This is a genomic window from Thiocapsa marina 5811, from assembly GCF_000223985.1.
In the GTDB taxonomy this organism is placed as follows: Bacteria; Pseudomonadota; Gammaproteobacteria; order Chromatiales; family Chromatiaceae; genus Thiocapsa; species Thiocapsa marina.
On the sequence record NZ_AFWV01000019.1, the window covers coordinates 69864 to 87264 of the forward strand.

Here is a 17401-nt window from a genome sequence, read left to right on the forward strand (position 1 = left end):
CGGTTGACCAAGACCGCTCCCGTCTCCGGGAGACGACTCCCGATTCATTCATTCGACTGCAATGGATAAGATCCATGAAAAAGCATCCACAGGACTTTACCTTGATTGCACTCATGATCGTGGTGGTGATAATTGGGATTTTGGCGGCGGTGGCGCTGCCGACCCGCCTGCTGGTGGCGGCGACGGCTTCCGGCCCCCGCCCCAAATCGTGGATTCGGCACATGGCTGATGTTCCTTTCTAATTAGGTGCCCCCACAGATCTCACGCAGCGATGCTGGAAAACAAGACCTGATAAGCATCTAGCGAGGCTTCGCCTCAGACCGACGAGCCATGGGGCGAGCTCCGGTGTCGGGCGGCCCCGGTTGAGCGACGGAAGGCTAAACTTCCGTTGGTAGCCGCACGGAGCGGCGTGTGGCGCGTGGCCAAGATGTCAACCGGGGCCTGCCATCATGTTAGTCCAAAGCGTCGGTGAGTTGCTGAACGATCGGGTCACGCTGGATCTCGAAGGAATCGACCGGTTGTATCTGAACCTGTATCAACCGCGGCTGCAGACCGGCGGCGGGGTGGCCAACTTCTTCAAGGTCCATCGCGGTGCCAAGGTCGCCTCCACGGTGCTGATGGCCCCGATCAGCCACGCCTTCGTCAAGGCGATCGATCGGTTTGCGCAACGCGAGGGTGTTGAGATCGTGCCCTTCGCCAAGGGACAGCGCAAAGACGACGTCACCCGCGAGCGGCTCCGCGACTTCGCTCAACCCGAGGGTGTCCTGTACATCGGCAAGGCCCAGGAGCGGTTTGCCAGCTTCCGCATGATCAAGAAGATCAGCGCCCACACCGGCCAGCCGTACCCTTGGTTCACCCGCGGGACGGTGATGTGCAACCATTACTACTTTTATTTGGTCGATGCGGACTTCGGCCCTCTGTTCATCAAGTTCTGCTCCTACTTTCCCTACACCGCGCGGGTCTGTCTCAACGGTCATGAGTACGTCAAACGCCAGTTGGCCAAGGCGGGAATCCCCTTCGGGGCCCTGGACAACGGGCTGCTCGCCTGCGCCGATCCGGCCCGCGCGCAACGCATCCTCGATGACCTGAACGAGGAGACGATCGCCGCGCTGGTGGCCAAGTGGTTGGGACGGCTCCCGGATCCCTTCACGGCGGAAGACCATGCCGCCGGCTACACTTTCCAACTATCCATCCTGCAGGCGGAGTTCGCCCGCACGCAGGTGTTCGACCGGCCGCTGTCCGGGCGCCATCTATTCGAGGAGGTCATCCGCGAGAACCTCGACCTGGGACGGCCCGAGAAGGTCAGCCTGATCTTCAATCGGAGGATCACCAAACGCACGCCGGGGAGCTTTCATACCCGCGTCATCACCCAAGGGGTTATCCCTTCGCTGCATGTCGGCTACAAATCCTCCAAGATCAAGCAGTACTTCAAGGAAGGCCGGGCCCTGCGCACCGAGACCACGATCAACAACACCCACGACTTCGGCATCGGACGGAATCTGAACAACCTGCCCGCCCTGCGGGCCATCGGCTTTACCGCCAACCGTCGCTTGCTCGAGGTCGAGACACTCAGCCAGGACTGTCTGCTGGCCGAGGCGGTGTTCGATCAGGTCACCCAAGCGCAGGTGGTCGGCGGGCAACGCGCCCCCGGACTGCACCTCGACGATCCGCGGGTGTTGGCGCTGTTCACCGCCATGTGCCTGTTCCTCACCCTGCCCGAGGGCTTCCGCCATGCCGGGATGCGCACCTGGATGGCCCAGGCTCTGGGGTTGCCGCTTGCGGACTACTCACCCGGACGCATGACCTACGATCTGCGCCGACTGCGGCTGCATGGCCTCATCGAACGGATCCCGCAGAGCCATCGCTACCGGGTCACCGATCAGGGCCTGCGGGTGGCCCTGTTCTTCACCAAGGTCCACAGCCGCATCCTGCGGCCAGGGTTGTCCCAGTTGTTCGACGGCTGTCCCAAAGCGCCCAACCGGCCCATCGCCACCGCCATGGGTCGGCTGCAACAGGCCCTCGATGACCTGTTGGGGCAGGCCAAACTTGCGCCGACCTAAATTTGACTCACGTGCGCAGAAAGTTGTTCGTCAAGGAACCCTAGTGGTCCGCTGTAGAAATCCCGAGACCGTTTGAGCGCCTAGGCCGCCAAGGGCTTGCCCTGATAGGTCCATCGGAAGGGCCTGGCCATGGTCTTGTTGAAGAAGTCGATGAAGCTGGAGATTTTCGTATTCAGGTCCTCCACCGAGGTGAAATTGCCGCGACGGATGACTTTGCGGGCGAGGATCGAGAACCACATCTCGATCTGGTTGAGCCAAGAGGCATGCTTGGGGGTGAAGTGGAAGACGATGCGGTGGCTGGGGTCGCGGAGGAACTTCTCACGCGTCGCCATCGATTTGAGAATGCCGCACTTGCCTTTGAGGCCGAGGTCACCGTTGAAGCCGATGGCCTCGGCAACCAATCGCACGACCGCTTCGGAGCAATGGATGTTGAGGTTGTCCATCACGAGATGCCAGTGAGTTTCGGGCGAGCGCGTGGCCAACAGCTTGGCGAGGTACTGTGCGTAGTCTTCCTCGGTCCGGGTCTGGCCGAGGTGGTGACCGACCGTCCCGGTGGCCACATCGAAATCGGCGATGAGGGTGGTGGTGCCGTGGCGGATGTACTCGAACTCGGTGCGCTCGGGGCGCCCGGCACGCATCGGCTGCGTTGGGGCCGCGCGCTCGAGCGCTTGCACGCCGGTCATCTCGTCGATGCTGCGCGTGACGATCCCCGCGGCGGCGCGCTCGGGGGCGAGCTGATAGGTCTGGCAGACATCGCTGCATTTGGTGGCAAAGTCGGCGTCTCGCGGGGTGTTGATCCAGCCGCGGGTGCGGTGGGGCTTGAGCTTCCCCTCACGCAGGAAGCGTCCGACGGCGTGGCGCGAGATGCTCTCGACAATGCCCTCCTCGCGCGCCGCCGTTGCCAAAGCGGCGTGGGTCCAATGCGTGAAAGGGCGTCCGCTCTCGCTCGGTGGCTCGCAGGCCAAGGCGATGATCCCGCAGATCTGCTCGGGCTCGTAGGTCGGCGGGGTCCCCGGACGCGGCGCATCGCACAACCGTTCGGCGAACGCCCGCCCCTCGCCGGCAAGCCAGCGTTTGCGCCAGCGCTGCACGGTTGCGCGCCCAATGTCCAACTCCCGAGCCGTCTCGTGCACACCGACACCCGCATCGGCCAGAAGGATGATGCGCGCACGCATCACCAGGCTCTGCGCCGCATGGTGCTGTCGCACGATGGCTTCAAGACGGTGGCGGTGTTTCGTGGACAGATCGACGGGGACAGCAGCGCAGCGGGCCATGGTGAACAAGTGAAAGCAGAGGAAAGTTAAACTGTTCCGCATCATGCCGCACTGACCTGCGAAACGGTATCAGGATTTCCACTCTGGACCACTAGCCGACCCCGCCCGTGGGCCTACAGTTAAGGTAGAAGAAAAGACCTGAGCTGGAGACCCGGCAGGAGGAGTCGACGATGAAACTCTACGGCGGAATCGATCTGCATTCCAACAATAGCGTCGTGGCCCTTTTGGACGAAGAGGACCGCGTGGTGTATCGCAAGCGGTTGGCGAACGACGCGGCGCTGGTGCTGGAATCCTTGGCACCGTATCGCGAAGCGATCACGGGATTGGTCGTGGAATCGACGTACAACTGGTACTGGCTGGTCGACGCCTTGATGGATGCGGGCTATCGGGTGCACTTGGCCAACACCGCGGCGATCGTGCAGTACAGCGGGCTGAAGTACAGCGACGACGATTCCGACGCCGCCTGGCTGGCCAAGCTGCTGCGCCTGGGGCTGTTGTCGGAGGGCTATATCTACCCCAAGGAACAGCGTGGCGTGCGCGATCTGCTGCGACGGCGCAGTCGCCTGGTCCAGCAGCATACGGCCAACGTCCTGGCGGTGCAGAACCTGTTCTCGCGCAACCGCGGGCGCTCGCTGAGCGCCAATGCGATTCGACGCCTGACGCCTGGGAGGGTGGGCGAGCTGCTGCCGGATGCGAATCTGGCTCTGGCGGTCCAAAGCACCCTGCTGGCCATGCGTGGCCAAGAGGCGGCGATCGATCTGTTGGAGCGCGAGGCCTGCGCGCAGGTCAGATCCCGGCCCGAGTACCGGCATCTGCTCAGCACCAGCGGCATCGGTCAGGTGCTGGGGTTGACGATCCTGTTGGAGACCGGACCGATCGAGCGCTTTGCCCGCGTCGGCAATTATGCTTCCTACAGCCGCCTCGTCGGCAGCGAGCGGCTCTCCAACGGCAAACGCAAGGGCCGGGGCAACACCAAGAGCGGCAACAAATATCTGGCCTGGGCCTATCTGGAGGCGGCCAACTTCGCGGTGCGTTACAACCCCGCGATCAAGCGCTACTACCAGCGCAAGCGCGCCAAGACCAATGGCGTGGTCGCCATCAAGACGGTGGCGCACAAGCTGGCACGGGCCTGTTACTACATGCTGCGCGAGGGGACCGACTTCGACGTCAATCGGGCCTTCGCCTGAAGGGCCATGGGCGATGCGCCGGTGAGCCAGGACACGGGGTTGGCGGACAGCCTCCAGATCTGATTGGCCGCCGGCACATCTCCCGCCGACATCGTCAGGGAGCAACGCTTGTGACCGAGACGCCTCTGCCATCGAGCCAACACGGGGTTGGACGGTGCCGACATGGCACCGAGCCAGCGATCTGTGAATCCGCGGCCCGGTGGGTGCGGGGCGGGGACGCCTGGATTTTTAGGGATCCGCGCCCCCGCCCCGCACCCACCTCCGTGGTCCACTTGGACCTTGGTGGGGCACCGACGATTTTCTGGGGCTCGCAGGAGCCAGGGGCCGGGTGTCTACTCCCAACAGAGCAGCCCCACCGCCTTGATCCAGAAGGGTGACTGGCGCGGATCGGAGTGAATCCGCGACCTTTCAACGAGAACCGCGGGCGCGTTGGCGGTAGCAATGTCGCACTTCCCGACCGACACAAGCGTGCTTGGGTGCGAGAAAATAGGTCGTGCCATTGATCGGGGTCAGCTAAATGGTGACACCACGCACTCTCTTTAGCCATTACCTAGCTCCAATTGATTGACGACATCAGCCAACGAAGCAGAAGCCGCTGTACCCTCCGCTTCCTTGGCGCTGCGGAGATCTTGCAAATCCTGATAGTCCTCGAGAGCTTCTGCGACAGCGCGAAATTCCTCGATGGGAAGGACAACGTACTCTTCGGAACCTTCCTGCCCTATAAACTGAGGATGCAGGTTCATCGATCACCTCTTGGCGTAAACGTGCTTTCGGTGCATCACGCGGTACACAACAACCGTAGCTTCTTCAACCTCAAAAAGCACTCTGTAGTTGCCAACGCGGAGCCGATACTCTGGCGTGAAATTGGTGAGCCGCTTGATGTTTCCGGTCAGTCCGTTTTCCAGTTCGGCGAGCTTCACAGCAATTCGCTCGGCTTCTTGCTTTTGCAGGGAGCGTAGATCCTTTATTGCCTGGGGCTTTAGTTCGACCTTCATCCGCGGTCCGTGTGTTGTCGGGCATTTTTTTATCGGCTAACGTCAACCACAGCACGCGCAAACTGCGGCCTGAGCGAGAGCGAAGGACGCAGTTTGGCGTCGAAGCTGGTGGGGGTGTTAGGCAATAAACCCTCTTCTGCTGTTCGGCGGTCGCGGGGATTAAGTAAGCTGTCCTCGGATCTCAATGAAGCGCAGCGGAATTGGCGTCCATTTTGAAACCTGTGTTATGTATCATTTCAATGAGCGCACCCACTTTATTGTCATTTGCTCGGTAAAATTGGCTGAACTCTTTTCCACCGAATTTAGCCAACTGTTTAGCTCTGCCTTAGATAGCACCAATCCTGAATAAATTAAAGAGCGTCTATCCCACGGAGATAAATGGGACATGTTTGCTCTTTGCCCCCTAACCCAGTGAGGCATATTCCTATTCCTCGCTACTGAAGCCTGATTTCTGATACTAGCAGCAGACATTGCCAACTCTCTTATTTCTTGAACCTCAAGAAGCTTTGGATCATTTGCAATATAATATTCTATCCATTCCTTTATAAATGGCACCTCTGAGGCCATTACATTTTGAAATAAGGAAATCAGCTTATCTTTATTCCTTTCAACAAACGTTGCATTTGCCACTTTGCTCAAATATAAAATAACATCACTTATCACTGGAAATAGAAACTCAAAATTATCTAAAACTTGATTTGATATCGCTCTTATTTTATACCTTCGACATCTTCTCAATATATGACGAGCCAGACCTAAATCGAGCTTATCGCTAGATAAGACTTTTTCCATAAGTTCGGTTAAGACCGTAGGTCTGACTTTTCCTTCATCCGCAGGTTCCTCTTCGAATGAACTACCATAGGCATCTAAGGGCGAATTTATTTCGCTAAGAGCGCCATGAATTTCAGCCTTTTCCACCTCTTCAGGACTATTAAGATATTTTTCACAAAACTCTGCGACTGGAACGATTGCTGTCTTTCCAGATGCTAGAGTGAGCCGATGGTTTTCATACAGGTATTTAGTGAGTTTTTCTAGAAATAGTCGGAGATCCCCCTCTGAGTTTCCGAATACTCGGAAGTCATCCACATACCTAGAGTGAGGAAATTTAGCATCCCTTATATAATTATCTACGTCAATCAGAACTGCCTCAGCCATAATAATACTTGCAGCAGGACCTACGGGAACCCCCTGTGAAACAGAGCCGTTTAGGTCTAGCAAAAATCTTTCTGTGTTATTTGATAACTCAAAGAGTTCAGGGTCAGCATATTCAATTGCGTTTTGTAATCTATGAACATAAATTTGGTTGTAAAAATCAGTTATATCGGTAACTAGAACGTGAGAATTTTCCTCGGACAATTCTCTGCATTTTTCAATAAACCCTGAATACCCTACGCCATTTGAAAAAAAAGTTCCTTTATCTTTACCTATGCCAATCCGATATGAACAAGCTACCCTTTCATCTTCAGGGATTCTTGCTGCCTCTACTTTCTCCGATATGAGAAATGCAATTGATGTATAAATTAATGTATTTATCGGATCTAGTTGGTGCACCACCCTAAATGTTCCGTTCGGCTTTGGAGAGCCAAAGACTCTTGGCTGTTCGATAGGATATCCGTCAATTTCGTTACAGGTTAAGTGAGTTACCACTTCGTCCCAATTGGCCCACAATGCTTCATATTCAAATGGCTTTGGAAAGAAATCAGAATCATAGAACTTAATAATGTGATTTTTTGCAAATTCCAGTGATTCTCTACTTAGTCTTGCCACTCAATTTCCCTCTGATTTGATACATAACGTCATGCATCAGCCGATCGAAAAGCCTGCATGCACCAAACATATAACAAACGACAAGCTCGACGCGCGCTTTTTGAAAGCGGAGCAGGTCTTGAAATCACATCTTTCGGTACGCCTAAGATCCTGCGAGGATCCGCCGCAGCTCCGCGGCGGTGATGTCGGCCTGCTCGAACTTCGAGTAGATCGTCACCAACAGAATGTCATCGCCACTATGCAGGTAATAAATGATCCGAAAGCCGCCGCGCTTACCCCGGACAGCGTCAGAGTTCTTCACACGCATTTTGCACAAGATATGACCGACGCCCGGGATGCGGTCGCTGGGGTCTCGCCCGCAGCGAGGCATCAGCCCGAATCCCTCGGTACCGGCGGCTGAGCCGCTCCAACTGGCGCTTGAATGCCTCCGTGTAGCGGATGACCACGGTTAATCGGCGTCAATGCCGCCCCACAGGGTATCGACCGTCCTGACGCGGCTGGCCAGCGCGTCCGTCCAGCCCTCGCGGAAGGACTCGCCCGCGCTGGGCCAGGGCTCATCCGCCTCGACCCCCTCGCGGAAGGAATGCACCAAACGCAGCAGCAAGGATCGGTAACGCGCGGGCGTGCGCTCGATCTCGGCTTGGAGCTGCTCGGTGATGTCGTCGGCCGGCGCGGGCATGGGTCTAACCCTCTGGCTAAGGTGTCGCTGCGATCGACTGCAATTGAGCCCTGACGCGACAGGGAACCAACCAATCCCCGAAACCCGGCATGCGCCGCAGGGCAATGGTCGGGCGGTTCTTCACGCGCCCGTCGGCTTGGGGAAGCGGCGTCAGCGCCACGTCGCCCTCGTTCACGGATATCTCACATCCGCCAGCCTGTACTCGGGTTCGTCGTCCCCATAGGCAAGAGCGAGGCTGGAGCCGGCGAGGTCGGACCACTGTGCACGATCGCCGTCCATCGAAGGCGACACCACTGTTACCAGTAGCCGAGCGTTGCTGGAAAGCTCGAACGGCTCGTCGAAAACGATTGACTGGCCGTCGAAATGGGCCTTTAGGGTAACGCTGGGCATCGGGACCTCTTGGCAGCAAAAGGGGCTGGTTGCGAAAAAACGTGCCGGGATCAGTTGATCCGTGTGCCCCGGTCAGGTCGACTTCCCACGTCTAAGTCACCCGTGTCGCGTCTGTCGCACCGTGTCGGTGGAAATCTAGCACAGGCGTGTGGGGTCTGCCGCGATCCAGGCCAGCGGGAGCGCATAGTACTGCGAGTCCTGACCCACGGGATGCCTACGCCCGGGTCGTGGCTGAAGCCTCAAAGCGTACTAATCGAAACCTCATACACCCCCCCGATCACCACAAACTCATCCTCCCCCTTCAGCATCCCCGGCAACAACCGATTGAAGAAGAAGATCTTCGGCAGGGGCACCTCCGCGATCAGGATGTAGTCCCCGAACTCGTCGGCGCGCTCGCGGCTGCTGGTGAAGCTGTTGAGGTTGTTGAAGAGGACGCGGTAGCGCCCGCCGCCGAGGGTTTCGAGGATCTCGTGCTCGTCGATGCGGTTGATGCCGCGGTAGAGGCTGAGGTGGGTCTCTTCGGGGTGGGCCTGGAGGAGCTCGTACTGACAATTAGAGTCGCCCTCTCGGTCACGTCCAGGATAACCAAGGCCATCCTTGGAAACCGTCCGTCATCGCTTGGTAAACCCACGGATATCCCACGGGTGAGAAGGAAGTTCGGAGACATCAGATGTCTCCGTTGGGCGTACTTGCAGTTAAGTTAATGATATATGTCGACGGACAGGCTCGACGGCATCCTCCTCTCCAGGTCTTCAAGGGTGTCGAAGGTCTCCAAGTGATCCTTTTTCTTGATCCATGTTGAATCTCTTAGAGGATCATAAGAGCCCGCGTTCGTGAGTCGGCGGGCTTGGTGTCAATGTCCGGAGACAGTGATTCCGGTCACTTGCGCTGCTGCATCCGTTGCATCCAGTAGGGTCTGATTCGCCAAGTGCGCATAGCGCTCGGTCGTCGTCACCTTGGCATGTCCCAGCAGCTTCTGGACCTCGTAGATACTACGTCCGGCATTGACCAGTGCGGACGCGAACGAGTGACGTAGGTCATGGAGCCGCAGTCCCGGCATTCCCGCTTGCGTCCGAGCGGATGTCCAGCTTCCCCAGATCGATTTGAAGGGTTGCAGGGTCGACGGATTCGGAACCACATACGGGCAGTCCGGAAACCTGGGGACTGTCTCGAAGACCTCGATGGCCATTTTGGACAGGGGCACCTTCCGGGGCTTTCCGCTCTTGGTCAAGGGAATCCGCCATTCTCGGCGGTCCTGATCGATGTCCTCCCATTTGGCATCCAGAAGTTCCCGTTTGCGTGCTCCGGTGAGCAGCAATAGAGGCACGATGTAACGGAGCTGGGTGTTGCTGCTGTTGTTGACCGCCGTGATCAAGCGCTCCGTCTGCTCTGCTGTCAGGTAGACCTCCTTGATATTGTCGACCTCCAGCAGTGTGACATTGGCCGTGGGATTGACCTCCGCACCCGGAACGCCCCATCGCTTGGCGAGATTGAAGATCCGTCTGAGCACGCCGACCATGGCGTTGCAGTACGCTGGGCTCAATCCCGAAGCGGATTTCAGTTGATGCCAGGCCTGGATACTCTCGGCGTCGATCTCCGCCAGCCGATGACGTCCGAACTTGGGCAGGAGATGCAGACGGATGATGCCTTCATCGAAGTCCGGTCTACGTTTGGCGGTTTGGATGTGGGGCATGTAGCGCTCCCGGATCAGCTCCTCCAGGGTCGGGATCTGCTTTAAGCGCTTCTTCTCCTTACCTGGATCTTCGCCCAAGGTGATCTTGGCCTTGAGCTGGATCGCAGCCTTCTGGGCCTTCTCGAAGGAGACATCAGCAGCACTGCCGATCTTCTGGGCTCGGAGCCTTCCGAAGGGGTCACGATAGCGCAGATAGTACGTTTTGTTACCGGTGGCTCTGACCTCCAGGATGAAGCCTTGCAAGCTGTCGGAATAAAAATCCGTCTTTTGCTTGCCTTGGGCGCAGGTTGCGGTTCTCACAAAAGCGGCATCTAACCTTACGACAGGCATAGGTGTCTCCTGCCGATCTCACTCGGCACGTTGGGTTGATGGATGGGTGTGATGGCGAACGCACGACACAGCGGCCACCTGAGAGGGCGGCTCCGGGGGCATGGGGAACGTCAGGGGTCAGGCTCGGGGCTGGCCGTAGGGGGCTGTTTGGGGCGCTGAGGGGGCCGGGAGGGACCGAGGGACTCGGGTGGCCGGCGGTGCGACGCGGAGAGGCCCCGTCCGAGGATCTGGGAACCTGAAAAGCTGAAATCCTGCGAACCTGGCCGTCCGTGGCCCGGTCCTCAGCCGTCTAGGCGGTCTATGCGGGCAACAAGCGGTAGATCTTTGCCCCCCGTGCCCCTACGGTACAGCTCCATTTATGCCCCGGTGAATGGTCCCCGGTATGCAGTTCCAAGACCTGCGTCACCACACGCTGACTGACGTGGGCACGATTCGCCGCCTCTTTGACGATGGCCATTTTGGTCTCGATGCCATCCTTGAGGCAGCCGAGGATGGCTTCGACGACAGGCTGACTTACCTTGGCCGATTCGGTCTCCTTGACGGCCTCCAGATCGCCGTCGTCCAGGGACTCGACCGAGTCCAGCAGCTCCGCATAGCTCTGTCCTCGCACCGTGCTGTAGCGGTAAGCGGCTCGATCGAGGACATGTCCACGCTGTTTCTCGTTCTCGAAGGCCACCGTTTTGGTCTGGGTGTCCTCGTCCAACGATACCAACTCCAGAATATAAGCACAGTCGGCGTCGTCGACCATGTCACTGGTCCCGGCATACACCGATTTACCTTGTTCGTTCTTTTTCTTGTTGGTATGGGCCAACGCGATGCAGGTCCCGCCCTTCAAGATGAATTTTCGGATCAAGGTGTTGAAGCTCGACGAATTGGTCTTGTCCATCATGTTGGTAAACTTCTTCACCGTATCGAGGATGAGGACCGTACCCTTGGCCTGACCGGATTCGATCACATCCGGGATCACGCTCTTCAGGTTCGCCGATTCGAAACCATTGTAGCCGGGAGCAATCATGTGAAAGCCGTACCGGGCCGCCAGTTCCGCCTTCACGGTCAAACCCTCCAGATTGTCGTCGACATTCACGTAGAAGACGCACTGTGGGTCGATGCGCTTCGCCCGGATCGCCTCGATCAACATCCTGAGAACGAGCAAGGTCTTGCCGGTGTTGGGTGCAGCGTAGAAGATCGTGTACTGCGCCATCAGCGCGACCTGGCCCAATAGGAAGACCTGTCGACTGACCTCACGGCGAAGTTCGTCGACTCGGTCCTGCATGCTATAGCGAGCCAGAGGATGAGCTTGCGGTACCCTCTCCGGCGAGTCAGTCCCTTGAAACACCTCGGCCCCACACGTCGGGAACGTCTCGGTGGCGACCTGCCGCTCTGCACGTTCCGCCACGATGTTGTTGATGGTGCCCGCTGTCACGGGCGTCCCGGTGTAGCGGCCGAACGACTCCCACTTTGTTCGGAGCGCAGCCGATCCCGGATACTTGGCTCCTCGACTGCTCCATTGATCCCAGGCTCCGAAACCCGCCTCGCTTCCTCCTGTTTCATGATGAATCGCCATTCCGATAGACATCCAGTCCTCGTATGACTCGTCGGGGTCCGGTTGCCCCAGGACGGACTCCAACGTTCCAATGATCAAATCATCGTCATCGCTGGGCTTGATTGCGGGCCTGACCTCGGGAGGCCGTGGAGCCTGACGTCCGTTGTGGTGGAAGACGGCATCGATGAAGTCCTGACCCACGTCGGGTAGATCATCGACATGGTCCACGTCCATGTAGACCAGCTCCTTGCCGGTGCTCGGTGCCAGAACGACCATCGCCCGTCCCGTTTTGACGTCGATGCGCTCCGGATGCTCTTCCGTGGAATGGCTATCGGACTTCGCGTAGATCCCCGGAGCACGACGATAATAGTGATGGCAACCTTTTGCGGTCCCCATGACCATTGCCGGCGTGACATCGAAGGCCTCTTCGAGTTGCGCCAACGCCGCTTCTGCTTGCTCGGTATCGGCGTCGAACACGATCAACTTGTCACCGACGATACAGCCAACTTCATGGTCCGGATGCTGTTTCCAATATGCCAAAATCCTTTCGCGAGACAACCCAGAATTCCAAGGATCCCACATCACGGCGGTGCGTTTCGTGCCCGGCAGAACCGGGATGATGGACGAACCGCGATCAAACCAGTAAAGAGCAGCTTGACCATAGTCGGTTGGGACTTCGTCAGGCGAACACGACTTATCATAACTCATAACGATCAACCCTAAATGAGTGTAACGCAAAAAGAAATGCGCGACCTCACAGAGGGGTGGCGAGAAACCTTACTCACCTAAGTTGATTTAAATAATTGATGTCGTTTTCTCTTCGCAAAATCCAAAAATTAGATACTCAGCTTCCCGCATCCCATGGAGCGGTCGCTTCCAGACGGCCGTTAGCCGTCTGACGATTAGTGTAGTGATCCACGCGTGGATGGCAAGGCCCAGAAAGCAAGAAAATGCGGTTCGGTCGTCTTTCATCGAGCGGTGAAAGAGTTACGGCCTTTAGGCTTATTCGCGTTCATTGAAGCGACGACAGCATCCTTGTTAAAGCGCTTTGGACAGTATCCTTTCGCATTGAAGCTAAAGGTCGTTGGCTTCATCGTTTTTTTATTAAGGCTAACGTGCGTTGGCAGTTGCCGCCGTCTTAAGGCCAACAATCGAAAGACCCATCGGAGAGTCTAGGTGTCGCTTTTCTCCATGGTTAGAAGAAGCCGAGTTGCGATGTCTCCCCGTGGACCCCTCTGAGCTTCGCAGGATTTCAGGTTTTCAGGTCCCGAGGCGAAATCCTGAACCGCTCCGGAGTCCGGGGCACCTTCTGAAATCCTGAAAATCTGAAATCCTGATGCCCCTCATGGCACCACAGCCAGCTTTTCAGGTTTGCAGATCCCCAGGTGAAATCCTGGACTGCTCCGGTGGCTGGGAGGCGACCCGGAACCTCTCGGGAGACCGGGGTGCCCCCCTGAGAACCTGAAAATCTGAAATCCTGAAAACCTGATGCCCTCCATGGCACCACTGCCGGCTTTTCAGGGTTCGAGGTTGAAATCCTGGACCCGATGGTGGAACCCTCCCGGTTCCCAGGTCCCACTGAAATCCTGAAAACCTGATGCCCTCCATGGCACCACTGCAGCTTTTCAGGTTCGCAGCTTCGCAGGTTTTCAGGGTCCCGAGGGTGAAATCCTGGACCCACGTTGGAGCTGCGAGGGCACTCGGAGCCCCCAGGTCCCCAGGTGCCCACTGAAATCCTGCAAACCTGAAAACCTCATGCCCCCATGGCACCACTGCAGCTCCGCAGGATTTCAGGTTCTCATGCGGCTCAAGCCGCAAACCGGCTCCGGAGCCGGTTGCCCAGTCCGGGGCCGTCTCAGCCTCAGTCGGTGGCCCGAAGGATGTCCTCCGCTTCGGGATGATCGTAGACATACACCCGCAGTCGGTGGTACTGCTCGGCACACCTGCATGCCAAACCCTGATCTTTCTGGAAACTCAGGTTGCTGTAGGTATACAGGCAGCAGGTGATCCCGAAGGCATCGGCCGACAGCGACCCCTCGAAGCCGTTCTCGCAGATCACCGAGAAGGTCGCCTTGACATCCGGAGCCATGTAGAAGCCTTGGTTGTCGAGTGCCCAGAAGGCCCAGTAACCACCTCCATAGTCGGCACTGAGACGGTCGGCGACGGTATAGATCGTCGGCTCCACCGGATAGGAGAAGTAGCGCCCGAAGATCTCGGCGGCATGGCGAACCCGTTTCTCGGCCGGTACCATCATACGTGTCATCATTGTGTCTCTCCTGCCCCTTCCTCCGGACGCACGCTAGCCTCAGCGATGAAGCTGATCCGGAGTAAAGGGGCTTAGGGGTTTAGGTTCAGCTCACGGCGTACCAAACGATTCCGGTCAGGATTAAGGCCGCCACGAAGAATCCCGGATCGATCCAGAGCATGAAACCCAGTGCGATGAGGGCCATTCCCCGTGTCTTGGGGGATTCAAGGCAATCAGCAGCAGCACTCCGGCAGGAATTCTCATCGGGTTGCCTTCGTCGGTGGAACCTGGATCTCGGTCCCGGCATCGATGAGCTTCTGCATCTCGCTCAGGAAGTCCCCGGAATCTGACTTTCTATGTCCTCCGGTCTCCAGGGTCTCTACGAGACCTTCGGCTTTCAGGACCGCCAGCAGAAATCCCGGAGTATTCGCCGATTTGCCCTTGCAGACCCCTGCCCGCTTGAGAGTCCCCGCCGTGACCGGGGCATCGGTGTCCAGGACCGGCTGAACGGCACTCCAAGGCACCCATTCACGCCCGAAGAGCCCTCCTCCGGTATTGCCCCAGATCCTGATGTGTAGGGCTTTCTCGGAGTCGCAGCCGAGATGATAGGCAAGGGTGGATGCCCCCGAGAGGCTAGGGCACGTCCCGACCTTGAGGATTCTCATGTCTCCGGCTGGTTTGCTTGAGGGCTTGGAAGATTTTCGTGTTGCCATTGGTGATGCTCCCGGTTGCGTTAATATCATATAAGGTGGACGATTGACCGCAGTTCAGAGATTCGCCTCGATGCAGGCTCGGAGATCTCCTTGGATCCAAGGGGCATCGGGGATGAAGACGACGAGAGCGAAGTCGTTGTTGGGAATGAAAACGGCCTTGAAATAGCCCTCGATGAGCTGAATGGCTTCCCAAGGTATATCCTGAAGGCGGTGATTGCCCCAAACCGGGGAATCGACGTCCTCGGGCTCGATGAGGACCACGTAGCCCTCGTCCTCGGGGTCGTACTCCGGGTGACTGAAGGACTGGATGGCGTCCCGAATCAGGGGATATACGGGGTCACTTTTCTGAAGGCGTGACAGATCGTCGTGCGATGTGAAGCGCAGCATGGTATTTTCTCCATAGGCATAAAAAAACCCGCCGAGTGGCGGGTCTGAGATGGTAGGGCAGTAGATGCCCTTTATTGGTGAGCCGTGTTAGGGGCTTGTCGTAGTCGACATTAAGCTTCTAAAGGACACATATGAAGTGTACCATTAGGATGGACTCAGGTGCGTCTGAGCACGGGGAAAGCTTAGCAGAAAACAAACCTCTTTTAGCTACGATAAAGCTTCATAGGTCAGATGGGTCAAGTTGACTCTCCTTGTAACGGTCGAGGATTCCAAGCGTAGAACCTTCATCTCTGTAGCTGACTGAACATCTAGCGGCTGAATACACTGGCGGTGCAATTGCAATAGATAGCGATGTGCCGTTGTCTGTCAGCCAAAAATATTGAGTTGCTCTGCCACCCATAAGGGCAGTATATTCAAACGTGATAACCTGCCCGAAGGTGACGGACAGTTCGGGGATAACCTGATCACATGGCACATCAATCCATGCGTCAATCTGTAGTAGCCGCCCTTCAAACATAGTAATTGACACGTCAGCAACCTTGCCGAGTAGCGTCCTCTCTTTATCTTTAAGCCGACATATATTAAATTCAGCTTCTATGCAATCATCTATTCCAATCGCTCGAAGCTGGTTGTGTGTCATGCCAAATTCTAAATCCTTGAAACCGCTGATACTCGCAGCGGCAGCAGTCCCTATCAGTACAAACGCTGACGCGGATGCGATCAATCGCCATAACGAAGTTTTCATCTTTTTTGTCGCCCTCATGATTTCGGTTATTTCTTTACTACCTGCGCGCGGCCGCACATCGAGCAGGCGGTTTACTGTCGGCCAGCTTATACACAATTAACTGTAAATACTGATTCGCGAGGTCTGCCGAACAAGCGTTTATCCGCCGTGCGCTTGGCAGAGATCCCTGATGCTGGGGAGACGAACATCGGGCAAGGAGGATAAAAAAGAAGGGGCAAGTTGATTCATATTACTCAATGAGATCCAAATCCCACAGACTCGAAGCAAGACACAAAAAGCCGACCCCCCCCCAAATCGCTCCAGGCAGTTCGGCTTGCTCTGACGCTCGCTTCCTCCGTCACGTGTGCGGCGGGGCATGGGGCGCAAGCACAGCAGAAATTGTGCCTGGCCCCTTTTCCCCTAATATCATAAGCCGCGAGGGAAATGGTATAAATAGTAAAGTGTCACCGTAATTCCCAACATTTTTAACTTGTTTTTGAATCCTCACTTTTCCCGCTTCTTTATAGCCTTAATGTCATCATAATTTTATTAATTGCCCCCCCTGAATAATGTGGAGAATAGCCAATAAAAACCCGAGAGAAATTGTTGCAAGCCGCGCATAATGCCCCTTCTCTTCTATCGGGCTATTTGCCCACCCCTTAATAAAGTGAGCCAGCAGGAATAGAATGATTCCCAAAAAGAATGTTAACTTTCTTGGATAAAAACCCTCACTCCAGAGAAAAATAAATCCAAGACCTAATATTATCACGGAAAATATATACAAAAGCCAAGAAAAAATTATTGCAGGCATCCTCAATTTTAAAACAAAATATTTGGCTTTTTCATGGTTGTGAAAATGCTTTATGCCATAAGTAATCGATATGGCAAATATGAATACGACAAATAAGAGTGCCCCGATATCGTAAAGCGCCTCGTCTCTTCCTGAGCAACTCGAAAGCAGTGTTAAAGCAGAAACAATACCAATCAAGCGAACCATATCATTTTCTCCAACTACTACTTTCTAATTTCTTTTCCTACTTCTTTGCCCCATTTCAAGATATTCGGCAACTTTGGAAGCACTACAATTACAAATACCGCTATGACTGCTATTGTAAAAAGGAGGGTTGTCGCATAATGCGTTGAAAAATAAGCCAGGGTGCCGGCTCCAACTGCGGCAACGAGGATTAAAACGACGATCAGCCAAATGGGAATAATAAGTGGCAAGGTAAACCTCCTCTAAGTTGGTAACGATTCACTAACAAGTAAGGCATTTTACCTCAGCCATCTTGTATGAAAAGTGCGTTAGCGACTTGAAAAAGAATACGACGTGCTGCGAGCATCGCTCCCGATGATCCGAACGGAGGTGGTTGCCGCATGAACGTAATTTCCGGGCTACGGCGCAGCGCACGAGGAG

18 protein-coding genes and 2 pseudogenes are annotated in these 17401 nt (G+C 56.2%); 4 read left to right on the forward strand and 16 right to left on the reverse strand.

Translation table 11 applies throughout. From position 1 onward, the window contains the following. Positions 1-74: 74 nt before the first annotated feature. Together THIMADRAFT_RS28670 and THIMADRAFT_RS21845 are read left to right on the forward strand one after the other, a co-directional pair. Positions 75-161, forward strand: a pseudogene (locus THIMADRAFT_RS28670) (pilin); the annotation flags it as partial. A gap of 288 nt (positions 162-449) precedes the next feature. Continuing rightward, positions 450-2060 carry a hypothetical protein gene (locus THIMADRAFT_RS21845; protein WP_007195298.1) on the forward strand — a complete coding sequence of 537 codons (1611 nt, stop codon included), beginning with the start codon at positions 450-452 and terminating at the stop codon, positions 2058-2060. A gap of 80 nt (positions 2061-2140) precedes the next feature. On the opposite strand, the gene THIMADRAFT_RS26025 is transcribed toward THIMADRAFT_RS21845, so the two are convergent. Next, positions 2141-3268: an IS630 family transposase gene (locus THIMADRAFT_RS26025; RefSeq protein WP_199484280.1), complete on the reverse strand. Its 1128-nt coding sequence runs from the start codon at positions 3266-3268 to the stop codon at positions 2141-2143. Positions 3269-3504: 236 nt separating this feature from the next. Here THIMADRAFT_RS26025 and THIMADRAFT_RS21855 point away from each other — a divergent pair, with 236 nt between their 5' ends. Then, positions 3505-4521 carry an IS110 family RNA-guided transposase gene (locus THIMADRAFT_RS21855; RefSeq protein WP_007195300.1) on the forward strand — a complete coding sequence of 339 codons (1017 nt, stop codon included), beginning with the start codon at positions 3505-3507 and terminating at the stop codon, positions 4519-4521. A 539-nt stretch (positions 4522-5060) separates the two neighbouring features. Here the strand turns inward: THIMADRAFT_RS21855 and THIMADRAFT_RS26030 are convergent. From THIMADRAFT_RS26030 to THIMADRAFT_RS26040, 3 genes are all read right to left on the reverse strand, one after another. Then, the gene (locus THIMADRAFT_RS26030) at positions 5061-5264 is read right to left on the reverse strand and encodes a hypothetical protein (protein WP_007195301.1); all 204 of its coding nucleotides are present in this window, start codon (positions 5262-5264) and stop codon (positions 5061-5063) included. A gap of 3 nt (positions 5265-5267) precedes the next feature. Then, positions 5268-5516: a type II toxin-antitoxin system RelE family toxin gene (locus THIMADRAFT_RS26035; RefSeq protein ID WP_007195302.1), complete on the reverse strand. Its 249-nt coding sequence runs from the start codon at positions 5514-5516 to the stop codon at positions 5268-5270. 231 nt (positions 5517-5747) lie between these two features. Continuing rightward, positions 5748-7283 (reverse strand): RNA-directed DNA polymerase, encoded by a 1536-nt coding sequence (locus THIMADRAFT_RS26040; RefSeq protein WP_007195303.1) that lies wholly within the window; start codon positions 7281-7283, stop codon positions 5748-5750. Between the two features lie 31 nt (positions 7284-7314). Between THIMADRAFT_RS26040 and THIMADRAFT_RS27210 the strand changes: the two genes are divergently transcribed. Beyond that, positions 7315-7683 carry a hypothetical protein gene (locus tag THIMADRAFT_RS27210; protein ID WP_158308407.1) on the forward strand — a complete coding sequence of 123 codons (369 nt, stop codon included), beginning with the start codon at positions 7315-7317 and terminating at the stop codon, positions 7681-7683. Positions 7684-7731: 48 nt separating this feature from the next. On the opposite strand, the gene THIMADRAFT_RS21870 is transcribed toward THIMADRAFT_RS27210, so the two are convergent. The 12 genes and pseudogenes from THIMADRAFT_RS21870 to THIMADRAFT_RS26875 form a co-directional block, all read right to left on the reverse strand. Then, positions 7732-7962, reverse strand: a complete 231-nt coding sequence (locus tag THIMADRAFT_RS21870) for a hypothetical protein (protein ID WP_007195305.1) — start codon at positions 7960-7962, stop codon at positions 7732-7734. A gap of 16 nt (positions 7963-7978) precedes the next feature. Next, positions 7979-8137: a hypothetical protein gene (locus THIMADRAFT_RS27570; RefSeq protein ID WP_199484281.1), complete on the reverse strand. Its 159-nt coding sequence runs from the start codon at positions 8135-8137 to the stop codon at positions 7979-7981. Beyond that, a complete protein-coding gene (locus THIMADRAFT_RS21875) occupies positions 8134-8352 on the reverse strand; it encodes a hypothetical protein (protein ID WP_007195306.1) in 219 nt (72 codons plus the stop codon). Before THIMADRAFT_RS21875 ends, THIMADRAFT_RS27570 begins: the two co-directional genes overlap by 4 nt. Positions 8353-8591: 239 nt before the next feature. Continuing rightward, positions 8592-8903: pseudogene (locus tag THIMADRAFT_RS26045) on the reverse strand (NAD(+)--dinitrogen-reductase ADP-D-ribosyltransferase); the annotation flags it as partial. A 302-nt stretch (positions 8904-9205) separates the two neighbouring features. Continuing rightward, positions 9206-10345: a tyrosine-type recombinase/integrase gene (locus tag THIMADRAFT_RS21885; RefSeq protein WP_199484282.1), complete on the reverse strand. Its 1140-nt coding sequence runs from the start codon at positions 10343-10345 to the stop codon at positions 9206-9208. A 328-nt stretch (positions 10346-10673) separates the two neighbouring features. Next, positions 10674-12626 (reverse strand): PriCT-2 domain-containing protein, encoded by a 1953-nt coding sequence (locus tag THIMADRAFT_RS21890; protein WP_007195308.1) that lies wholly within the window; start codon positions 12624-12626, stop codon positions 10674-10676. Between the two features lie 1153 nt (positions 12627-13779). After that, on the reverse strand, positions 13780-14184 hold the full coding sequence (locus THIMADRAFT_RS21895) for an antirestriction protein (RefSeq protein ID WP_007195309.1): 405 nt from the start codon (positions 14182-14184) through the stop codon (positions 13780-13782). Positions 14185-14423: 239 nt separating this feature from the next. After that, the gene (locus THIMADRAFT_RS21900; RefSeq protein WP_050799659.1) at positions 14424-14828 is read right to left on the reverse strand and encodes a hypothetical protein; all 405 of its coding nucleotides are present in this window, start codon (positions 14826-14828) and stop codon (positions 14424-14426) included. Between the two features lie 102 nt (positions 14829-14930). Beyond that, the gene (locus THIMADRAFT_RS21905) at positions 14931-15263 is read right to left on the reverse strand and encodes a hypothetical protein (RefSeq protein WP_007195312.1); all 333 of its coding nucleotides are present in this window, start codon (positions 15261-15263) and stop codon (positions 14931-14933) included. A 220-nt stretch (positions 15264-15483) separates the two neighbouring features. Continuing rightward, positions 15484-16008: a hypothetical protein gene (locus THIMADRAFT_RS26865; RefSeq protein WP_139052951.1), complete on the reverse strand. Its 525-nt coding sequence runs from the start codon at positions 16006-16008 to the stop codon at positions 15484-15486. A 517-nt stretch (positions 16009-16525) separates the two neighbouring features. Further along, the gene (locus tag THIMADRAFT_RS26870) at positions 16526-16984 is read right to left on the reverse strand and encodes a hypothetical protein (RefSeq protein ID WP_139052952.1); all 459 of its coding nucleotides are present in this window, start codon (positions 16982-16984) and stop codon (positions 16526-16528) included. Positions 16985-17001: 17 nt separating this feature from the next. Beyond that, positions 17002-17211: a hypothetical protein gene (locus tag THIMADRAFT_RS26875; RefSeq protein WP_139052953.1), complete on the reverse strand. Its 210-nt coding sequence runs from the start codon at positions 17209-17211 to the stop codon at positions 17002-17004. Positions 17212-17401 lie beyond the last annotated feature (190 nt).

Coding starts and splice junctions, on each gene's coding strand:
- THIMADRAFT_RS21845 (WP_007195298.1), top strand. CDS start 450: ATGTTAGTCCAAAGCGTCGGTGAGTTGCTGAACGATCGGGTCACGCTG.
- THIMADRAFT_RS21855 (WP_007195300.1), top strand. CDS start 3,505: ATGAAACTCTACGGCGGAATCGATCTGCATTCCAACAATAGCGTCGTG.
- THIMADRAFT_RS26030 (WP_007195301.1), bottom strand. CDS start 5,264: ATGAACCTGCATCCTCAGTTTATAGGGCAGGAAGGTTCCGAAGAGTAC.
- THIMADRAFT_RS26035 (WP_007195302.1), bottom strand. CDS start 5,516: ATGAAGGTCGAACTAAAGCCCCAGGCAATAAAGGATCTACGCTCCCTG.
- THIMADRAFT_RS27210 (WP_158308407.1), top strand. CDS start 7,315: ATGCATCAGCCGATCGAAAAGCCTGCATGCACCAAACATATAACAAAC.
- THIMADRAFT_RS21870 (WP_007195305.1), bottom strand. CDS start 7,962: ATGCCCGCGCCGGCCGACGACATCACCGAGCAGCTCCAAGCCGAGATC.
- THIMADRAFT_RS21875 (WP_007195306.1), bottom strand. CDS start 8,352: ATGCCCAGCGTTACCCTAAAGGCCCATTTCGACGGCCAGTCAATCGTT.
- THIMADRAFT_RS21890 (WP_007195308.1), bottom strand. CDS start 12,626: ATGAGTTATGATAAGTCGTGTTCGCCTGACGAAGTCCCAACCGACTAT.
- THIMADRAFT_RS21895 (WP_007195309.1), bottom strand. CDS start 14,184: ATGATGACACGTATGATGGTACCGGCCGAGAAACGGGTTCGCCATGCC.
- THIMADRAFT_RS21900 (WP_050799659.1), bottom strand. CDS start 14,828: ATGAGAATCCTCAAGGTCGGGACGTGCCCTAGCCTCTCGGGGGCATCC.
- THIMADRAFT_RS21905 (WP_007195312.1), bottom strand. CDS start 15,263: ATGCTGCGCTTCACATCGCACGACGATCTGTCACGCCTTCAGAAAAGT.
- THIMADRAFT_RS26865 (WP_139052951.1), bottom strand. CDS start 16,008: ATGAAAACTTCGTTATGGCGATTGATCGCATCCGCGTCAGCGTTTGTA.
- THIMADRAFT_RS26870 (WP_139052952.1), bottom strand. CDS start 16,984: ATGGTTCGCTTGATTGGTATTGTTTCTGCTTTAACACTGCTTTCGAGT.